The organism is Zoogloea sp. JDB1, from assembly GCF_056724025.1.
In genome coordinates, this window is the sequence record NZ_CM161496.1 from 2,392,247 (window position 1) to 2,411,768 (window position 19,522).

Sequence of the window (19,522 nt, forward strand, 5' to 3'; positions counted from 1 at the left end):
CAACTTCAGCGACAGGAAAGATCCAGGTGGATATGCACATGGCGAGGAACGCGGATAACGCTGGGGGTTTCAGGACAAAAGCATGCTTGCCGGCGTGGTGGCATGCCGTGCAGCAGGCAGGGTTTCCGACCACTGAAGTGTGTCCAGCAACGCGGCGAATTCGCCATCGGGGGGCGCAACCAGGTCGAGGAACTGGCCGCTGCGGGGATGAGTCAGCTGCAGTCGGGTGCAGGCCAGCAGCATGCGCTGGCAATCGAACAGTTGCTGGAACAGCCGGTTGTGCCGGCCCTTGCCGAAGGTCGAATCGCCGATGATGGGGTGGGCGATGTGCTTCAGGTGGCGTCGGATCTGGTGGCGGCGGCCGGTGTGGGGCGTCAGTTCGAGCAGCGCGTAACGGCTGGTCGGGTAGCGGTCCACCTGGTGGGGCAGTTCGCAGACGGCCAGGCGGCGGAAATCGGTAACGGCTGACTGGGCCTCCTCCGAGCTGCGTTCGCCGACCCATTCCTTGTCGTCGCGGCGGCGCGACAGCGGATGGTCGATGTGCCCCGCTTCCGGCGGATGGCCGCGGACGACGGCCAGGTAGGTCTTGAGGACTTGCTGGCGTTCGAACTGGACACCGAGTTCACGGGCAGTGTCCTTGTCCAGCGCGAACAGCAGCACGCCGGAGGTGCCGCGGTCGAGGCGGTGGGCGGGATACACATGGCGGCCGAGCTGGTCGCGCAGCAACTGCACGGCGAAGCGGGTTTCGTGGCGGTCCAGTTCGCTACGGTGGACCAGTAGCCCGGCGGGCTTGTGGATGGCGACGAGGTGTTCGTCCTGGAAGAGGATGGGCAGCATCGGGCGATGGTAGCCCAGGCCGGCCTTCCAGCGGCAGTGGATGTCGTAGGCGGCGGCACGGGGCGAGTTTGTCGCCCCTGCACGCTTCCAGGCGTCAGCCGACGTGTTGCTCGGCGCCGGTCAGGCGTTCGCGGGCTGCGCGCAGAACTTCCTCGTCGATTTCGTTATCGAGCAGATCCCTGATGGCGTCCAGCGGTGCCTGGGCGACGGCGGCGAGGCGCACTGACCAGTCGGGATCGGCCAGCATCTTCGCAGCATCCGGGGGGAGCATGCGCCCGGCGGCGATGCGGCGGACCTCCGCCTCGCTGTCGTCGGCGTAGCAGCTCAGCGCAAAGGGCGGCAGGCGGCCGGCGACGGCTTTGCGGACTTCCCGCTCTGGGTCGTGGATCAATGGGCGCAGCAAGCCGTGGGAAACCTTGCGGACCGCGAACATGCGTACCAGGTAGTCGATGTCCTTCAGCGCCCATTCGAGCTGTTCGGCGGGCATGCGTTGTACGGCGATGGCGCGCACGTCCCGGTCGGGGTCCTGGATCAGCTCGGGCAGGCGTTCGTCGGGGATGCGGCCGGCGACGACGCGGCGCACGACCTCATCGGCGTCGTGCATCAGGTGGTCGATGCTTTCCAGCGGTGCATAGCGGGCCGCGATGGCGCGGCGCTCCCAGAAATCGTCGCCCAGGTAGGCCTCGGCCTCGGCGGGGTTGGCGCGGAAGAAGCGGTCGATCTGGCGGCCGCTCATCGCCACCACGCAGCGGTCGCCGGGCGTGCATTGGCCAGCGGCGAGGAGATCGGCGTGGTGGCAGCCGGCACAGTCGGCGGCCACCACGCGCAGGCCATGGGCGCCCCTGTCAGTCATCGTCGCCGGACAGCAGGGTGAACACGATGCCGCAGGCGCGATCCTCATTGGTGGTGAGGGATACGCAGTGCTCGGTGGCATCCAGCAGGTACATGGCGACGCCATCGTGCTCGAGCCAGGTTGGCATGCGGGCCGGAATGTCGTCCTCGTTGCAGATCAGCAGGCGCAGGCCGGGATGCTCGACGCGCATGACGACGAGCATTTCGGTGGAGCCGTTGTGGGCCTTGACCCGCCCGGCCAGTTCGCGGGCCAGCTCGGGAGTGATCTGCGGGCGCGGGGGCAGGGCGTTGGGGGCGTTCATGATTCGGCCTCCTCCACTTCCGTGTCCTCGGCGAAGCGCGCCAGAGACGCCGGCTCGACGCCCATCACGCGGGCCAGCCAGGGCGGTGGGGCGAGCATGGCGGTCTGCAGCTTGGCGAGGGCGTTGGTCACCGGGCCGCCGGCCGGCCACTTGACCGGATGCACGCCGGCACGCACGACTTTGGCCGCGGCGGGGCCGCCGATAGACTGGACGTATACCAACTGGCAGTCGGAGATCAGCGCCGAGCGGGCGACGTTCTTGTCCTCTTCTGCGTCGGCCTCGGCGGTGCCGCGGACGGCCACCAGCCGGCTGTCGGTGGTGCTGACCTGATAGATCAGGAAGCGCTGGCAGGAGCCGAAGTGGCCGTCGGCCAGTTCGCCGTGGTTGGAGGCCATTGCGACGCGCAGGCTGTTGGGCAGGTCGCCGTCGGCGTAGGGCTGCGGCTTGGGCAGGCCGTCGTCGACGCCTTCGCCCCACAGGAAGCGGACGGCGCGTTTGATGGCTTCCTTGTCGACGGTGGTCTTGCCGTCTTCGCCGGCCAGCCACAGGTTCAGGTCGGCAACGGTGACGCCGCCGAGCTTGTCGGCGGTGAGGGGCAGGCCGAGCCGTTCGGAGACCACGCCAATGAAGCCGCGCAGGTCGAGTTCGGGCATTTCGCGGACTGCCAGGGCGAGTCGCAGGGCGATCTCGCGGGTGAGGGGGGCGGTTTCACTCATGGTTGCGCTCCTTGGGCTGGAGGTCGTGCCGGTCGTCCTGCTCAGGGCGCGGGCACGATGCAGCCGTCCGTCGGACACACCGAGACGCACTGGGGCTCGTCGAAATGGCCCTCGCACTCGGTGCAGCTATCCTGGTTGATCAGGACCGTCCCGCCCGACGCTTGGATGGAATGGGTCGGGCAGACGGTTTCGCAGTCGGCGCAGAAGACACACAGGGCTTGTCTGATCTCCATGGCCATGGCTGCGCGATCCGTGCTGGGGAGGTTCCGTTGCGGCGAGATCAGTCGTCTTCGCCACCCACCCGCTTGGCCTTGACCGTGATGGGCAGGCGCGGCTGGGTTTCGAGGGGATCGAAGTACCAGCGGCTGCCGTCCTTCAGGACGAGCTCGCCGCCCCAGCGCTCGGGGGTGTCGAATTCGAGGGAGACGATGTCGTCTTCCAGGTCTTTCTTGGGCAGGTAGAACGACAACGAGCCGTTGTCGCTGCGCCGGATCATGATGTTCGCCATGTCGGTGTACTCCTTCTGTTCGTGCCGAAGCCCCCGTCCGGGGACGGGGGCTTGCGGGGATGCCGATTAACGAACCAGATCGTGGTTGTAGTCGGTGGTACCCATGCCGCGGGTTTCTTCGTCGAGACGTTCCATCACCGCATTCACCAGGGTGGTGAGCATGTACATGGCACCTTCGTAGCCGAGGGTGGTCATGCGATGCAGGTGGTGACGGTCGAAGATCGGGAAGCCGAGGCGGATCACCGGAACTTCGAACTCCTTGCCCTTGTGCAGGGTGTCACGCTGGATGTACTTGGCGTAGGAGTTGCCGATCAGGAAGTCAGGCTTGTCGGTGAAGACCAGGCTGCGCATGTGCCACAGGTCGCAGCCGGGGTAGGCCTTGCCGTGGATGCCGTACGGCGAGCTGGCGAGCAGCTTGTCGATGGCCTTGGCCCACTTCTTCGAGCCGTTGTTGGACAGGATGTGGGTCGGCTCGGCACCGCATTCCATCAGGAACTTGGTCAGGCCCAGGGTGAAGTCCGGGTCGCCATACAGCGCGAACTTCTTGCCGTGCAGCCAGGTGTGGGAGTCGCCCATCATGTCCACCAGGCGGCCGCGCTCCAGCTCGAGGCTGGCGGGGATCGGCTTGCCGGTGACTTCCGAGATCTTCATCAGGAATTCATCGGTCCAGTCCAGGCCCATCGGAATGTTGAGCTTGGGAACGTCGTGCTTCCAGGTGTTCTCGACGAACTTCTTGGTCTTTTCCAGCTGCATCGGCTGGAGCAGAACCGTGGTGATGGCGTTCGGCGCGGTCTTGACCTCGTCGATGGTGGTGCCGCCTTCATACATGCGGAACTTGCCGTCGGACGGGGTATCGAGCACTTCGGTGGGGTCGGACAGCAGGGTCGCGTCGACACCCATTTCACCCATCATGCGCTTGATGACACGATAGTTGCCGAGGTAGGTCTCGAAGCCCGGCACGAAGTTCACCTTCTGGCTGGAACCGACAACCTTGTCGTCCATGGCGTTGAGGGTGAAGTAACGCGCGATGCCTTCGAACATGTTGTCCCAGCCGGTGGTGTGGCTGCCGACGAAGGACGGGGTGTGTGCGAAGGGGACCGGGTATTCCTGCTCCAGGTGACCTTCCTTCTTGGCGTTGTTGATGAACGCGTTGAGGTCGTCACCGATCACCTCGGCCATGCAGGTGGTGGACACGGCGATCATGGTCGGCTTGTAGATCGCCTTGGCGTTGGCGAGACCGTCGAACATGTTCTTCTGGCCACCGAACACGGCTGCATCTTCCGTCATGGAGTCGGACACGCAGGAGACCGGCTCGCGGAAATGACGGTTGAAGTAGGTGCGGAAGTAGGCCACGCAGCCCTGCGAACCATGGACGTAGGGCATCGTCTTTTCGAAGCCCAGCGCGCACAGCACGGCGCCGAGGGGTTGGCAGGCCTTGGCGGGGTTGACCGTCAGGGCTTCGCGCTTGAAGTTGAGTTCCTGGTACTCGGCGGTGGTGGACCACTTGAAGGCTTCGTCAACTTTGGAGGTTTCGTGGCCTTCTTCGTAGTCATCCTTCTTCCGCTTCAGAACGTCCTTGTACTCGTCGTTGCGGAACAGGGGATAGCACGGCTTGATGTCGTCGACTTCTTGCATTTCTCGTCTCCCAGCCCGGCCGCCAATCTGCGGACCCAGGCAACAGGTCGGAAAGGTGGGTGGCGACAGGCGTCGTCACCCGCATGGGGCTTGCGTCGCCCCGCCGCGAGGGCAGGGCCGATGCAACAGACTTGCTACGGAATCAGGCGGCGGCAGCCAGCGGGGCTGCGTCGTCGTTCTTCTTCCACGGCGGGGTCTGCGTCTTCCAGCAGGGGTTGTTCAGGGTCATGTCCATGTCACGGGCGAAGATCGCGAAACCGTCGTAACCGTGATAGGGGCCCGAGTAATCCCAGGAGTGCATCTGACGGAAGGGGATGCCCATCTTCTGGAAGATGAACTTTTCCTTGATGCCGGAGCCGACGAGGTCAGGCTTGACCTTCTTGACGAACTCTTCGAATTCGAAGCCGGTCACGTCGTCGTACAGCAGGGTCGCATTGCCCATTTCCTTGACGGTGCGCTCGTAGTCGTCGTTGTGGGCGAATTCGTAGCCGGTGCCGACCACTTCCATGCCCAGGTCTTCGTACGCGCCGATCACGTGACGGGGACGCAGGCCGCCCACGTACAGCATGACCTTCTTGCCTTCGAGGCGCGGACGGTACTTGGCGATGACGGCGTCCATCATGGCCTTGTACTTGGCGATCACGCGCTCGGCGCCTTCTTTGATGGTGTCATCGAAGTAGGTGGCGATCTTGCGCAGGGATTCCTCGACCTTGGTCGGGCCGAAGAAGTTGTACTCAACCCAGGGAATCCCGTACTTCTCTTCCATGTGACGGCTGATGTAGTTCATCGAGCGGTAGCAGTGGAGGAGGTTCAGCTTGACCTTCGGGGTGTTCTCCATTTCGGCCAGGGTGCCGTCGCCGGACCACTGGGCGACCACGCGCAGGCCCATTTCCTCGAGGAGGATACGGGACGACCAGGCGTCACCACCGATGTTGTAGTCGCCGATGATGGCCACGTCGTACGGGGTGGAGGCGAATTCCTTGGCGTCACGGTTGCCGATCACCCAGTCACGGATCGCGTCGTTGGCGATGTGGTGGCCGAGGGACTGGGAAACACCGCGGAAGCCTTCGCAGCGCACCGGCACGACGGTCTTGCCGAACTTGGCGGTAGCCTTCTTGGAAACGGCTTCGATGTCGTCGCCGATCAGGCCGATCGGGCACTCGGACTGCACGGAGATGCCCTTGTTCAGCGGGAAGAGCTCTTCGATTTCGTCGATCAGCTTGGCCAGCTTCTTGTCGCCGCCGAAGACGATGTCGCGTTCCTGGAAGTCGGAGGTGAAGTTCATTTCACCGAAGGCGTTGATCCCGGTGACACCGACGTAGTAGTTGCGACGACCGGCACGGGAGTACTGACCGCAGCCGACGGGGCCGTGGGAGATGTGGATCATGTCCTTGATCGGACCCCACACCACGCCCTTGGAACCGGCATAGGCACAGCCGCGGATGGTCATCACGCCGGGCAGGGACTTGCGGTTGGAGGTGATGCACTTCTTGGCATTGGCCTCGTGATCGTTCACCGCGAGGTGCTTGGTACGATCCTTCTTGGCCTTTTCGGGGTAAACCTCCAGCACCTCCTGGATGAGGGCTTCGGTCTCTTCACGCGTAAGCGCAGCCATGGTGTTGCTCCTTTTGCGTCCCGCTAATCTGCGGCGACGAAATCAGGTTGGCGAAGAAGGTGCCGGCCGGGCGCAGCCGGCACCAGGGTACGGCTTGGCGCTGATTAGGCGGCCAGTTCGGAGGCAGTCTTGCCGACGATGGATTCGTCTTCCTGCTCCATGATCCCGAATTCCATCAGCAGGGATTCGAGTTCTTCCATTTCGATCGGGGTCGGGATCACGAACTTCTTGTTCTCGAACACCTTGCGAGCCAGCGTGCGGTACTCGTCGGCTTGCTTGTGGGTGGGATCGTATTCGATCACGGTCATACGACGGATTTCGGCGTGCTGCACAGCGTTGTCACGCGGCACGAAGTGGATCATCTGGGTGCCCAAGCGCTCGGCCAGGGCGATGATCAGTTCGTCTTCGCGGTCGGTGTTACGGCTGTTGCAGATCAGGCCGGCCAGACGCACGCCACCGGAGTTGGCGTACTTCACGATGCCCTTGGCGATGTTGTTGGCGGCGTACATGGCCATCATTTCGCCGGAGCAGACGATGTAGATTTCCTGGGCCTTGTTCTCGCGGATGGGCATGGCGAAGCCGCCACACACCACGTCGCCGAGCACGTCGTAGAACACGAAGTCCAGGTCTTCGTCGTAGGCGCCTTCTTCTTCCAGGAAGTTGATGGCGGTGATAACGCCACGACCAGCGCAGCCGACGCCGGGTTCCGGGCCACCGGATTCGACGCACTTGACGCCGCCGTAGCCGACGGACAGGACGTCTTCGAGTTCGAGGTCTTCGACGGAGCCGGCTTCAGCAGCCAGGGCCATGACGGAGGTCTGGGCCTTCGAGTGCAGGATCAGGCGGGTGGAGTCAGCCTTCGGGTCGCAGCCGACGATCATGACCTTCTTGCCCATTTCGGCCAGAGCCGCTACCAGGTTCTGGGTGGTAGTAGACTTACCGATACCGCCCTTGCCGTAGATGGCGCATTGACGCAGTGCCATTTCGATTCTCCTTGGGTTTATCAATCCGACGAGACCCTATGCCTCGTGTGATTACTTAATCGCAAGCGCTGTGCCATGTCCTGTTTGTTTGTTCAAGTCATTGAATTAATTTGATTAAATTGTTTTTGTAAGGTGCTCTTGTCGCGTGTGGGATGCGACAAGACCCCACGCTTTGTAAGGAGTTTCACAGCTTGGAGGATGTCGTCGGAGTGAAAGGGGAGGAACGCGTGCCGGCCTTGCCGAGGGGCGCGCGCCTGCCGATCAACCGCTGCAACCTGCCGGCGGCGATCATCGGCGGCCTGACCTACCAGCGGAATCCGGCGCCGCTGGTCATCGACGGGGTGTGGGAACTGCACCGCAGCCTGTTCGACATGCTCGATGCGCTGCCCGACGTAGCCCTGAGGGCCCAGCGTTTCGTTGACTACATGGTGGTGAGCTTCCGCCTGGAGGCGCTGGAGGAGGCCGGGCTGAGCCCGGACCTCGGGCGCCTGGCGCCGTGCCGCAACCGGGCGCCGGCGCGTGGCAACAGCAATTACCAGCGCGTGGTGCGCGGCTGGGCTTTCGATGCGGACGGCCGCGAGGCGGCCGTGCTGAAGGGTTGGGTGGAGTCGCGCTTCGGGCTGACGCCGCGCTACCACCGGGGCTCGCTGGCCGACACTGGCAGCGAGGTTTACTGGCGCTACCTGGAGGCGAGGTCAGCCGGGCTGTATGGCACCAACGCCCTTGAGGCGCAGCTCGATCTCTTATATGCCTATACGCAGTACGAGCTACACCGGCCGGACCCGGACCGCACGCACCTGACGCTGTACCGGGGCGTGAACAAGCTCGATACCCATGAGCGGATTGCCGGCGGTGGCCGCTCCGACAGCATTTACCTGCTCAACAATCTCAATTCCTTCTCCACGTCCCGCGAGCGGGCCAGCGAGTTCGGTGACTACATCCTGCAGGCCGAGGTTCCGCTGACCAAGATCTTCTTCTATAACCACCTGCTGCCCGGCATGTTGAAGGGCGAGGACGAGTTCGCGGTGATCGGCGGCCTCTACTCGGTGCAGGTCACCACCTTCTAGGCGGTTGCGTTCAGGGGCGCGTCCCCGCGTCCCTGCCGAATCGTTCCGTACGGGGCTTGTCGCGAATACGACAACTGGCGGGAAGCCCGCGTCGGCGGGCTGTGTGCGGCGACCGACAAACTGTCGGAATCCCGCGCCGGGCGCGGCATTGGCGGCGCGGAGGGGGCCATTCCGGGTATGGCACGGGCTTTGCGTAAAGACTGGCATTCGAGGTCAATCTTTTCGGAGGCCATCATGGCGAGCCCAGCCAACCTGAACCTGCAACTCCTCGCTGCAGCCGGCGATCCGTCCGACGTGACCACCATCGCGCTGGCCGGTGTGATCGCCGGCGCCGCGCTGCGCCCGGCCGAGTATTCGGCGCCGATCGCCGGCCTGGGCGTCGAGGAATTCGCCTGGCTGCTGGAGAGCGAATTCCCCTACCTGGAGTGGAATACCCATCTGGCCCTGCGCGCGATGCAGAAGGCCGCGCCGCGCCCGTCCAATTCTCTCGATGAGTTTTCCGACCTGTTGGCCCTGCTGTGGGACCACCGCGCCGAGGACGACACCCGCAGCCTGTGGCTGGCCTGCGCGGTGTCCACCGCCTGCATGTCGGCCAACCACCTGTGGCAGGACATGGGCCTGCCGTCCCGCCACATGCTCGGTGAGGTGCTGCAGAGCCATTTCCCGGTCCTCCACGGCCTCAATAGCGGCGACATGAAGTGGAAGAAATTCTTCTACAAACAGCTCTGCGACCGGGCCGAGGTGCATGCCTGCCGGGCGCCGAGCTGCACGGTGTGCAACGACCGCCCGACCTGCTTCGGCCCCGAGGACGGGCTGCCGCTGGCGGCCTTCGCGCCGCCCGCAATGGCCCTGCATGCCTGATTTCCGTACGCACCGGCTCGTTTGTCCGCCGGCCGCGGCAAGCGGCCGGTGCGACGCTTGCCGCGATTTCCGCGTTTGCCCTCCTTTTTCTCCATCCCCACGGAGTCATCCATGAGTCAGACCATTCCTGCCGATCTCCTGGCCAGCCTGCATGCGGGCCTCGCTTCCGGCGACATCGTTCCCTACCTGGGCGCCGGCGCGCTCTCGCACGTCACCCACAAGGTCTCCGGCAAGCCGATCCCGGCTGACAGCAACAGCCTCATCCTGGCCATGAACAACGGCCAGCCGATGGCGCCGCGGCTGATGTACGAATTCCCGCGGGCGGCGATGAACGTCGAGCTGAAGCGCGGCCGCGCGGCGGTGAACAAGTTCCTGATCGCCACCTACGGCTCGGACGAATGGACCGACTCGGCCTTCCACGGCTGGCTGACCGGTTTCAATCCCGACTACGTGATCGACATCAACCGGGACACTCAGCTGCAGCGCCTGTGGTCCAAGACGCCGCACATCCTGGTGGTGGGCATCGCCCGCATGGCCGGTACGGCCTTCCGCTACCGGCTGTACCAGCACGACGGCGAGAAGTACGCGGAAGTCAGCAACGAAGGCGTGGACAGCTCGCTGCCGGTGCTCTTCAAGCCGATGGGTACGCCGTGGCCGCAACCGGACTTCATCGCCTCCGATGCCGACTATGTGGATTACATCACCGAGCTGATGGGCGGCTTCTCCATTCCGCCCTTCCTGAAGGCCCGCCGGGTGGGCAAGCGCTACCTGTTCCTCGGCCTGCGTCTCAATCGCGACACCGAGCGGATGGTGATGAGCGACATCATCTACGACTGTGCGACCGGTCCGGCCGCTTGGGCGATGATCGAGGAGCCCACCGCCAAGGAGCGCCGCTTCTGCGCACGCCTCGGCATCGAGATCATCGAGGCGCCGATCTCGGCCCTCTACGGCGAGGCACTGGCCGCCGCCTGATCCGTACGGGCAGGGCGGCCGCCAGGCCGTCCTGCCGAACCAATGATCGCGGACCGGGTCCATCCGTGATATGCAGAATACACAGACCCCCTCCATTGATGCGCTGCTGGCATACGTCCATGCGGTGCTCCCGAACCATCGCCAGGGGCCGCGCGACCTGCGCAAACTGGCCATCCACCTGCAGGCGTTGCTGATCGCCGACGATCTTCCCGACCGTATGGACGCGTGGCGGGCCCTCAACGGCTGGTTGGCCGGCGGTGCCCTGTGGAACGACGTCTATATCGACTCCGCCGACGTCCACGGCTCGGCCACCCAGCGTTTCGCGGTGCTGATGGACGTGCTGGCCGCCCATCCGGAGCTCGCAACGGAAGTCCGCCGCGCCCTTTGCCAGATGCTCGACGAGACCGACGGGGCCAACCTGTTCGGCGAAGTGGGCATCCCCAGCGACCGGGGCTTCCTGTCCGAATTCGGCGACCGTCTGACCACGCGGCTGATTCCGTCGCCGCGGGACGACCACGACCTGGGCCACCTGATGAGCCGCAGCTACACGCGGACGCGGGACCTGACGCTGGTCCGCGGGCTGCAGCCGTCGTCCTTCCAGCGCCTAGTCGATCTGTTGTTCCCGGCCGACGAGCCGGCGATGACGGCGGCGCTGGAGCGGGCCATGGCCGACGGCGTCCGCCTGCTGCTGGCGCGGATCCAGGGCCAGGGCCTGTCCCAGAAGTTGCGCACGCGCAGCCAGCCGGGGCCGGTGTCCCGCTCGCCGTTCCGGCGCCTGGCCGACAGTGGCGAAAACCTGCTATGCGCGTGGGAGCGTGGGAGTCTGCCAGGCCCGCTGCTGGAGGCCTGGTCGGCCGGCGTGGCCGCCTGCCGGGACGAGATGCATGTGATCTCCACGCGCCTCGAAGCGGAAGGCATCAGCGTGGACATCGTCTATGGCCTCGATGTGCTGGAGCGCTGCCTGGCCCGCTTGGAGGCCATCGTCGCGGTGATGCAGGCCGGGCGTGAGAGCCCGGCGCCGGCGCTGGCGCTGCTGCAGCAACTGGCCTTCGCGGCCCACGAGAGCACCAGCCTGTGGCATGTGGTGCGTAGCAACCTGCGCCGCCTTCAGCGGCGAATCGTGGATCGGGCCGGCGAGACCGGCGAGCACTACATTGCCGAGACACCGAAGGACTATCGCCATATCTGGCTGGCGGCGGCCGGCGGTGGTCTGCTTACCGTGGCGACCGCGGCGATGAAGATGGCGATTGCCGGTGCCGGCCTGGCCTTGTTCCTGGAGGGGTTGGGCTCCGGCCTCAATTACGCGCTCAGCTTCCTGCTGCTGCAGGTGCTCGGCCTGATGCTGGCGACCAAGCAACCGGCGATGACGGCGGCGACCTTCGCGGCGATCATCCGCGACAGCAAGGGTGAGGCGCGTCTCGAACGCATCGTCGATTACGCCGCCTGCATCTGCCGCTCACAGCTCGCGGCCACCATCGCCAACGTAATCGTGGTGGCCTGCGGCGCCTATGCCTTCGATGCGGCCTGGCAATGGGCAACCGGCCATTCCTACCTGAACCGTGCCGAGGCGGATTACGTCTTCCATGCGCTGAGCCCGGTGGACAGCGGCACGGTGTTTTACGCCGCGCTGACGGGCGGCATCCTGTACCTGGCGGCACTGGCCGGTGGCTGGGTCGATAACTGGGCGGTCTACCACCGTCTGCCGCAGGCGATTGCCGAACACCGCCTCGGCCACCGTTTCGGCCGCATGCGGATGATCCGCTTGGCCGGCATCGTGTCGCGCAACATGTCGGGTTGGGCAACCAACATCTCCCTGGGGCTGATGCTCGGCATGACACCAGTGCTGGGGCGCTTCTTCGGGCTTCCGCTGGATGTGCGCCACGTGACGTTGAACTCCGGCATCCTCAGCCTCGCTGCGTCGGCGCTGGACGTGGAGCCCAGCACCAGTCTGCTGGTGCTGGCGATCGCCGGGGTGGCGGTGATGTTCGTGCTTAATCTGGGAGTAAGTTTCGCGTTGTCGCTGCTGACCGCCGTACGCGCCTACAGCCTGCCGAAATCGGACCTGAAGGAGCTGCGGCGGCGCCTGTGGCAGCGCCTGTGTCGTCAGCCGCGGGATTTCCTGATGCCGCCGCGCCTGCCGCAGCCGGCTTGACTTCGAGCCGGACTACTCCGCGACAGGCCATTGCCTGACGTGGACCGGGCGGACCACGTCGGAAACCACCAGGCTGGCTGCGTGGGTGGAGGCCAGGGACAGGCTTTGCGGATGCCAAGTCTGCATCCTGCCCAGGTCATCGGGGAGCAAGCGGGGGGCGGTGTCGGCTTCGCTGCCGTCGAGGGGCGGTGGCGGTGACATCACGATGCCGGTCCCGCGCGCCTTGGCGAAGGCCTCCACGCGGGCCCACCAGTCGTAGAAGGCTTGCCGTCGCCGGGTGGGTGGGCAATCGAGGAAGGCGGTGTAGGCGGTCGGGGTGAGATAGGGCTGGAGTATGGCGGGATCGAGTTCTTCGTCCAATCGACGCTCGACGTCGATGCCAACCCGTCCATGGCGAGTGACAGCAACGACGGCGAGGCCAGAGCTGTAGGAAGTATTGAAGTCCAGCTCGATGCCGGCCAGGGAAGGGCGGTCGAAAGAACTGTGGATGAAGGGCAGGGCGCGGGGCGGAAGCCCCGTGTGCAGCGCCAGGATCTCGCGTAGTCCGGCTCGACGCAGTATGAAGCGTGTCCGGTCACGCTCCCGCAAAAAGTGCTGCGCCCGTGCCTGCTCCCCCGCATCGAGCAGGGACCAGGCACGGGCGCAGTCTTGGGTGGGGCTGTCGAGGTCCAGCACCCACAGGGTGACGCTCCGATCCATGTGGATCAGACGACGGCTTCCTGCTTTTCCTTCTTGGGCTGCATGAACTGTTCGCGGGACACGCCGAGCCACATGACCAGCGGGCTGGCGACCAGCACCGAGGAGTAGATGCCGAAGCAGATGCCGATGGTCAGCGCGAGAGAGAAGTAGAACAGGGTCTCGCCGCCGAAAACCAGCATCGACAGCACCATGATCTGCGTGGAGCCGTGGGTGATGATGGTCCGGCTGATGGTGCTGGTGATGGCGTGGTCGAGGACCTGCGGGGTGGTGAGGCCGCGCTTCTTCTTGAAGGTTTCGCGCACCCGATCGAAGACCACCACCGACTCGTTTACCGAGTAGCCGAGCACCGCGAGGGTGGCGGCCAGCACCGGCAGAGAGAACTCCCACTGGAACAGCGCGAAGAAGCCCAGAATGATGATCACGTCGTGCAGGTTGGCGATGATGGCTGATACCGCGAAGCGCCATTCGAAACGCATCGCCAGGTACACCACGATGCCGCCGATCACCAGCAGCAGGGCCATGGCGCCGTCGGAGGCGAGTTCCTTGCCGACCTGCGGGCCGACGAACTCGACGCGGCGCAACTCGGGCTTGGGACCTTCGATGGCGCCGAGGCTGGCGATGACCTTCTCGCTAACCTTGCCGGTTTCAACGCCGTCACGGTTCGGCAGGCGGATCAACACATCGCGGGAGCTGCCGAAGTTCTGTACCTGGGCGTCCTGGTAGCCTTCCTTGGCCAGGGCGTCGCGCAGCTTTTCGAGGGCCGGCGGTTCGCTATAGCTGACTTCCATCAGCGTGCCACCGGTGAATTCGACGCTGAAATGCAGCCCCTTGGTGGCGAGGAAGAACACCGCCAGCAGGAAGGTGATCAACGAAATGACGTTGAACACCAGCGCGTGCTTCATGAAGGGGATGTCTTTGTGGATCCGGAAGAATTCCATTTTGCGTGTCCGTTTCGTGTTCTGTACGCGTCAGACGCCCGGCTTCCAGACCTGGCCGATGGCCAGTTTCTCGAGCTTGCGCTTCTTGCCGTAGATCAGGTTCACCAGGCCGCGGGAGACCAGGATGGCGCTGAACATGGAGGTCATGATGCCCAGGCAGTGCACCACCGCGAAGCCGCGCACCGGGCCGGAGCCGAAGATGAGCAGCGCGATGCCGGCGATCAGCGTGGTGACGTTGGAGTCGAGAATGGTGTCGAAGGCGCGGTCGTAGCCGGCGTGGATGGCAGCTTGTGGGCTGGAGCCATTCCGCAGTTCCTCGCGGATGCGCTCGTTGATCAGCACGTTGGCGTCGATCGCCATACCCAGCGTGAGGGCGATGGCGGCGATGCCGGGCAGCGTCAGCGTGGCCTGCAGCAGGGACAGCAGGGCCACCAGCAGCAGCAGGTTGGAAGCCAGGGCGATCACCGACACGAAGCCGAACAGCATGTAGTAGATGCACATGAAGGCGGCGATGGCGATGAAGCCCCACAGGGTGGAGTGGAAGCCCTTGCTGATGTTGTCGGCGCCAAGGCTCGGGCCAATGGTGCGTTCCTCGATGATTTCCATCGGCGCGGCCAGTGAGCCGGCGCGCAGCAGCAGCGCGGTGTCGGTGGCTTCTTCGGAACTCATGCGGCCGGAGATCTGTACGCGGCCGCCGCCGATTTCGCCGCGGATGACCGGGGCGGTGACAACTTCGCCCTTGCCCTTTTCAATGAGCAGGATGGCCATGCGCTTGTTGACGTTCTCGCGGGTCACGTCCTTGAAGATGCGCGCGCCGGCGGCATCCAGCGTGAGGTGCACGGCGGGCTCGTGGGTCTGGCCGTCGAAGCCGGGCTGGGCGTCGGTGAGGCGCTCGCCGGTCAGCACGACCTGCTTCTTGACCAGCAGCGGGCGGCCGCCGCGCTCGTTGTAGAGCTCGGTGCCGGGCGGCACGCTGCCGGTCATGGCGGCTTCGAGGGCGCCCGGGGTGTCGTCCACCATGCGGATCTCGAGGGTGGCGGTGCGGCCAAGGATGTCCTTGGCCTTGGCCACGTCCTGCACGCCGGGCAACTGGACCACGATGCGGTCGAGGCCTTGCTGCTGGATCACCGGTTCGGCCACGCCGAGTTCGTTGATCCGGTTGTGCAGGGTGCTGATGTTCTGCTTGATCGCGAATTCCTGGATGGTCTTCTGGGCCAGCGGGGTGAGGGTCGCGGTGAGCTTGAAGTCGGCGCCATCCTGCCCTTCGACCAGTTGCAGGTCGTTGGTGTTGGCGGTGATCACGGCCTTGGCGCGGGACTGGTTCTCGGTGTCGCGGAAGCGCACGACGACGGTCTGACCTTCACGGGTGATACCGATGTGGCGGACGTTCTTGTCGCGCAGGAGGGTGCGCAGGTCGCCGGTGGTGGCGTCGAGGCGCTTGGTGACGGCGCCCTTCATGTCGACCTGCAGCAGGAAGTGCACGCCGCCGCGCAGGTCGAGGCCCAGGTACATGGGCAGCGCGTGGATGCTGGTGAGCCACTGGGGGCTGGCCGACAGCAGGTTGAGGGCGACGACGTAGGACGGGTCGCTGGCGTCGGGGTTGAAGGCCTTTTCGACGGCGTCCTTGGCCTTCAGCTGGGTGTCGGTGTCATGGAAGCGGATGCGCACGCTGTTGAGGTCGGCAAACAGGCCGTCATGCTGGAGCCCGGCTGCGGCGAGGCTTTCTTCCACGCGCTTGAGGGTGGCGGCGGTGTCCAGCTTGAGGGTGGCCTTGCCGCTGGATACCTGGACAGCGGGCACCTCGCCGTAGAAATTCGGCAGGGTGTAGATCAGACCCCACAGCAGCACGAGGCCGATGAGGAGGTTTTTCCAGAGGGGGTAGCGGTTCATGGTCGGGCGGAAAGGGTGGATGACAGGCGCGGTGGCGCAGCGGCGCATCAGCACGGCCGGGGTGGGGCCCCGGCCGTCAGCCGGATCAGATCGACTTCAGGGTGCCCTTCGGCAGCACGGCGCTGATGGCGCCCTTCTGCACGACGATCTGGGTGTTGGCGGCGATTTCGACGGTGACGTAGGCGTCGCTGAGGGCGACGACCTTGCCGACGATGCCGCCCTGGGTCAGGACTTCGTCGTTCTTCTGCAGACCTTCGAGCAGGGCCTTATGTTCCTTGGTGCGCTTCATCTGCGGGCGGATCATCAGGAACCACAGTACCGCGAACATGAAAATCAGCGGCAGGACGCCGGTGAGGCTGGACAGGGGATCCTGTCCGGCGGCCGGTGCGGCCTGGGCAAAGGCGTTGGAAATCAGCACATTAAACTCCGGTGGGCAGATGCAAAGCCCCGGATTATAGCAGCAGCCCGCGGCAGGCTTTCGACCGGCCACGCCCGGCATGGAGGCTGGCTGGAATGCCGAAAAAAAGCGGCGTCTGCCTTGCGACAGACGCCGTCAATCTCCACGAGGGAGAGGAGGGAGAAAAACCCGGTTGGCTCGGCCTCTGGGGGCCGTCTGGCAGCGCTCAGGCTGCCTTGCTCATCTCGTCGCAAAACCGCTGCCAGTTGGCGGACATTGCAGAAAACATTTGCTCGGCAGCCAGCAAGGGCAGGAGGCCCATGCGGTGCTGGCTGCGCATGAAGGTTTCCATGTGCGGGGTACAGAGGGTGTTCTGTTCTTCCTTCAGCAGTTCGAGGAAGCGGCCTTCGGCGGCGCCCCAGAATTCGGACGTGCCAACCCAGCCGGTATCGGCGGTGGCTTCGCGCAGCGCCTTGCGCCACAATACTTCTGCTCTTTCAACGGACACGCCGGCCTTGCGGGCGTGCCAGGGTAAGGTTTTGGGTGTCTTCATTTGCTGTTACTCCGGTATGGGGAGCATCAAACAACGCGGGGCTACTTCTGACAGCCGCTCGCTGGCGGCTTTGTGGTGCGCTGCAAAACGGTGTTTTACGGCACATTTCCCTGATTCTGTGTAGCTTTGTTAGCCCTCGATACGATTTGTTTGCTGCATTGCACAACTCAAGTTTAGGTGCTTGCGACGCCGACTGCAAGTTATCGCGGCCTTTTTTTCATTTTCGGCGAGGTAATTTGTCACAAAAAACCTGGGCCTCGGTTGAGCTTCGGGCGGGCGGTAGAATGGCGGCCTTCGCCGCATTTCGTATCGCTCCATGTCCCAGCTGCTCGACAATCTCAATCCCGAACAACTCGCAGCCGTCACGCTCGAGCCCCAGCATGCGCTGATCCTGGCCGGTGCTGGTTCAGGCAAGACGCGGGTGCTCATCACGCGCATCGCCTGGCTGCTGCAGAACGGCTACTGCAGCCCCCAGGGCATCCTGGCCGTGACCTTCACCAACAAGGCCGCCAAGGAGATGCTGACCCGCCTGTCGGCGATGTTCCCGGTCAATACCCGCGGAATGTGGATCGGTACCTTCCATGGCCTGTGCAACCGGATGCTGCGCGCCCACTACCGCGATGCAGGGCTGCCACAGTTGTTCCAGATCCTCGATTCCGGCGACCAGCTGGCGACGATCAAGCGCTTGCTGAAGGCCCTCAACGTGGACGACGAGAAGTTTCCGCCCAAGGAACTGCAGCACTTCATCAACGGCCAGAAGGAGGCGGGTACGCGCCCCGCGGCGGTGGAGGCCTGGGACGACTACACCCGACGCCGGGTCGAGCTTTACATGGAGTATGAGGCACAGTGCCAGCGCGAGGGAGTTGTGGATTTCCCCGAGTTGTTGCTGCGCAGCTACGAATTGCTGGAGCGCAATGAGCCGATCCGCCGCCATTACCAGGGGCGTTTCCGCCATATCCTGGTGGATGAGTTCCAGGACACCAACGTGCTGCAGTACCGCTGGCTGAGCCTGCTCGCCGACAATGGGCGCGAGGGCTGCGCCAGCCTGTTCTGTGTGGGCGACGACGACCAGTCGATCTACCGTTTCCGCGGCGCGGAGATCGGCAACATGCGCGACTTCGAAAAGGACTTCAAGGTCGGCAGCGTGATCCGCCTGGAGCAGAACTACCGTTCTCACGGCAACATCCTCGATGCCGCCAACGCGCTGATCGCCAACAACAGCAAGCGCCTCGGCAAGCAGTTGTGGACCGACCGCGGTGCCGGCGAGCCGATTCGCGTCTACGAGGCTTTCACCGATACCGACGAGGCGCGCTGGGTCGTCGAGGAGATCCAGTCCCTGGTGCGGGACGGCATGAGCCGTGCCGACATCGCACTGCTGTACCGCTCCAACGCCCAGTCGCGGGTGCTGGAGCACCAGCTGTTCTCCAGCGGGATTCCTTACCGCGTGTATGGCGGCCTGCGCTTCTTCGAGCGCCAGGAGGTGAAGCATGCGCTGGCCTATCTGCGCCTGATTGCGAATCCGGATGACGACACGGCCTTCACGCGGGTGGTCAATTTCCCGACCCGCGGCATCGGTGCTCGCTCGCTGGAGGTGCTCGGCGACGCAGCGCGTACCTGGAACACCCCGTTGTACCAGACGGTGCCGCACCTCAGCGGCAAGCCGGGGGCGGCGCTGGCCCAGTTCGTGGCGCTGATCGAGCGCCTGCGCCAGGAGACGGCCAGCCTGAGCCTGCACGAGATGGTCGATCACGTGATCGAGCTGTCCGGCCTGCGCGCCCACTACAAGGCGGAGAAGGAAGGCCAGGAACGCCTGGAGAACCTGGACGAACTGATCAATGCGGCGGCCAACTTCAGTGCCGAGCTGGGTGCGGGCGAAGTGCCGGGCGAGCACGGCTCGACGCTGGCCGAGTTCCTCGCCCATGCTTCGCTGGAAGCCGGCGACCACCAGGCCGACGTGGGCATGGAGGCGGTGCAGCTGATGACCGTCCATGCGGCCAAGGGGCTGGAGTTCGACGTGGTCTTCCTGTCCGGCCTGGAGGAAGGTCTGTTCCCCCATGAAAACAGCGCCCTCGAACTGGATGGGCTGGAGGAGGAGCGACGCCTGATGTACGTGGCGGTGACACGGGCCCGCCAGCGTCTCTATGTGAGCTTTACACAGAGCCGCATGCTGCACGGCCAGGTGCGCTACAACCTGCGCTCGCGCTTCCTGGAGGAGATCCCCGAGGGCCTGCTGAAGTGGCTGACGCCGCCCAATCCGCGGCGCAGCTTCGTGTCCGAGCCGTCCACACGCTACTACAACCCCGGTACGTCAAAGCCGGCCGCGCCGAGCATGCCGCCGCCCCCGCCGCAGAAGTCCCGCGACCTGGGGGGGCTGGCGATCGGCCAGAGTGTGCGCCACGCGCGCTTCGGCGATGGAGTCATCGTTTCCGCCGAAGGGAGCGGCAACGACGCACGTGTCCAGGTCAAGTTTGCCGAGGCCGGCAGCAAGTGGTTGATGTTGGCAGTGGCAAAGTTGATACCCGTGTAATGGATTTCAATGACAATA

Annotated in this window: 19 protein-coding genes; 5 read left to right on the forward strand and 14 right to left on the reverse strand. The window is 64.7% G+C overall.

Annotated elements, in window-relative coordinates:
• Positions 1-69 precede the first annotated feature (69 nt).
• From AC1PPK_RS10720 to nifH, 9 genes are all read right to left on the reverse strand, one after another.
• Entirely contained in the window at positions 70-837 is a 768-nt protein-coding gene (locus AC1PPK_RS10720) for a tRNA pseudouridine(65) synthase TruC (RefSeq protein ID WP_481117807.1), read from the reverse strand.
• A gap of 94 nt (positions 838-931) precedes the next feature.
• Entirely contained in the window at positions 932-1,690 is a 759-nt protein-coding gene (locus AC1PPK_RS10725) for a 4Fe4S-binding leucine-rich repeat protein (RefSeq protein WP_481117808.1), read from the reverse strand.
• Entirely contained in the window at positions 1,683-1,991 is a 309-nt protein-coding gene (locus tag AC1PPK_RS10730) for a hypothetical protein (RefSeq protein WP_481117809.1), read from the reverse strand. Before AC1PPK_RS10730 ends, AC1PPK_RS10725 begins: the two co-directional genes overlap by 8 nt.
• The gene (locus AC1PPK_RS10735; protein WP_481117810.1) at positions 1,988-2,707 is read right to left on the reverse strand and encodes a dinitrogenase iron-molybdenum cofactor biosynthesis protein; all 720 of its coding nucleotides are present in this window, start codon (positions 2,705-2,707) and stop codon (positions 1,988-1,990) included. Before AC1PPK_RS10735 ends, AC1PPK_RS10730 begins: the two co-directional genes overlap by 4 nt.
• Positions 2,708-2,748: 41 nt before the next feature.
• On the reverse strand, positions 2,749-2,940 hold the full coding sequence (locus AC1PPK_RS10740; RefSeq protein ID WP_481117811.1) for a 4Fe-4S dicluster domain-containing protein: 192 nt from the start codon (positions 2,938-2,940) through the stop codon (positions 2,749-2,751).
• A gap of 47 nt (positions 2,941-2,987) precedes the next feature.
• A complete protein-coding gene (gene nifT, locus AC1PPK_RS10745; RefSeq protein ID WP_481117812.1) occupies positions 2,988-3,215 on the reverse strand; it encodes a putative nitrogen fixation protein NifT in 228 nt (75 codons plus the stop codon).
• Between the two features lie 66 nt (positions 3,216-3,281).
• A complete protein-coding gene (gene nifK, locus AC1PPK_RS10750) occupies positions 3,282-4,850 on the reverse strand; it encodes a nitrogenase molybdenum-iron protein subunit beta (RefSeq protein WP_481117813.1) in 1,569 nt (522 codons plus the stop codon).
• A 142-nt stretch (positions 4,851-4,992) separates the two neighbouring features.
• Complete coding sequence (gene nifD / locus AC1PPK_RS10755; protein ID WP_481117814.1) at positions 4,993-6,465, reverse strand: nitrogenase molybdenum-iron protein alpha chain; 1,473 nt, start codon at positions 6,463-6,465, stop codon at positions 4,993-4,995.
• A 104-nt stretch (positions 6,466-6,569) separates the two neighbouring features.
• Positions 6,570-7,448: a nitrogenase iron protein gene (gene nifH / locus AC1PPK_RS10760; protein ID WP_481117815.1), complete on the reverse strand. Its 879-nt coding sequence runs from the start codon at positions 7,446-7,448 to the stop codon at positions 6,570-6,572.
• A 209-nt stretch (positions 7,449-7,657) separates the two neighbouring features.
• On the opposite strand from nifH, the gene AC1PPK_RS10765 reads away from it, so the two are divergent.
• From AC1PPK_RS10765 to AC1PPK_RS10780, 4 genes are all read left to right on the forward strand, one after another.
• Positions 7,658-8,515, forward strand: coding sequence for an NAD(+)--dinitrogen-reductase ADP-D-ribosyltransferase (locus tag AC1PPK_RS10765; protein ID WP_481117816.1), 858 nt, complete (start codon positions 7,658-7,660; stop codon positions 8,513-8,515).
• A gap of 234 nt (positions 8,516-8,749) precedes the next feature.
• Positions 8,750-9,376 carry a nitrogen fixation protein NifQ gene (locus AC1PPK_RS10770; protein WP_481117817.1) on the forward strand — a complete coding sequence of 209 codons (627 nt, stop codon included), beginning with the start codon at positions 8,750-8,752 and terminating at the stop codon, positions 9,374-9,376.
• 111 nt (positions 9,377-9,487) lie between these two features.
• On the forward strand, positions 9,488-10,348 hold the full coding sequence (locus tag AC1PPK_RS10775; RefSeq protein ID WP_481117818.1) for an SIR2 family protein: 861 nt from the start codon (positions 9,488-9,490) through the stop codon (positions 10,346-10,348).
• Between the two features lie 70 nt (positions 10,349-10,418).
• Entirely contained in the window at positions 10,419-12,500 is a 2,082-nt protein-coding gene (locus AC1PPK_RS10780) for a hypothetical protein (protein ID WP_481117819.1), read from the forward strand.
• Between the two features lie 12 nt (positions 12,501-12,512).
• Here the strand turns inward: AC1PPK_RS10780 and AC1PPK_RS10785 are convergent, their stop codons facing one another.
• The 5 genes from AC1PPK_RS10785 to AC1PPK_RS10805 form a co-directional block, all read right to left on the reverse strand.
• Positions 12,513-13,199 (reverse strand): 4'-phosphopantetheinyl transferase family protein, encoded by a 687-nt coding sequence (locus AC1PPK_RS10785; RefSeq protein ID WP_481117820.1) that lies wholly within the window; start codon positions 13,197-13,199, stop codon positions 12,513-12,515.
• Between the two features lie 5 nt (positions 13,200-13,204).
• Entirely contained in the window at positions 13,205-14,137 is a 933-nt protein-coding gene (gene secF, locus AC1PPK_RS10790) for a protein translocase subunit SecF (RefSeq protein WP_481117821.1), read from the reverse strand.
• Between the two features lie 30 nt (positions 14,138-14,167).
• Positions 14,168-16,027, reverse strand: a complete 1,860-nt coding sequence (gene secD, locus AC1PPK_RS10795; RefSeq protein WP_481118206.1) for a protein translocase subunit SecD — start codon at positions 16,025-16,027, stop codon at positions 14,168-14,170.
• Positions 16,028-16,112: 85 nt separating this feature from the next.
• On the reverse strand, positions 16,113-16,445 hold the full coding sequence (gene yajC, locus AC1PPK_RS10800) for a preprotein translocase subunit YajC (RefSeq protein ID WP_481117822.1): 333 nt from the start codon (positions 16,443-16,445) through the stop codon (positions 16,113-16,115).
• Between the two features lie 205 nt (positions 16,446-16,650).
• Positions 16,651-16,977: a hypothetical protein gene (locus AC1PPK_RS10805; RefSeq protein WP_481117823.1), complete on the reverse strand. Its 327-nt coding sequence runs from the start codon at positions 16,975-16,977 to the stop codon at positions 16,651-16,653.
• Positions 16,978-17,293: 316 nt separating this feature from the next.
• Here AC1PPK_RS10805 and AC1PPK_RS10810 point away from each other — a divergent pair, with 316 nt between their 5' ends.
• A complete protein-coding gene (locus AC1PPK_RS10810) occupies positions 17,294-19,504 on the forward strand; it encodes a UvrD-helicase domain-containing protein (RefSeq protein ID WP_481117824.1) in 2,211 nt (736 codons plus the stop codon).
• Positions 19,505-19,522 lie beyond the last annotated feature (18 nt).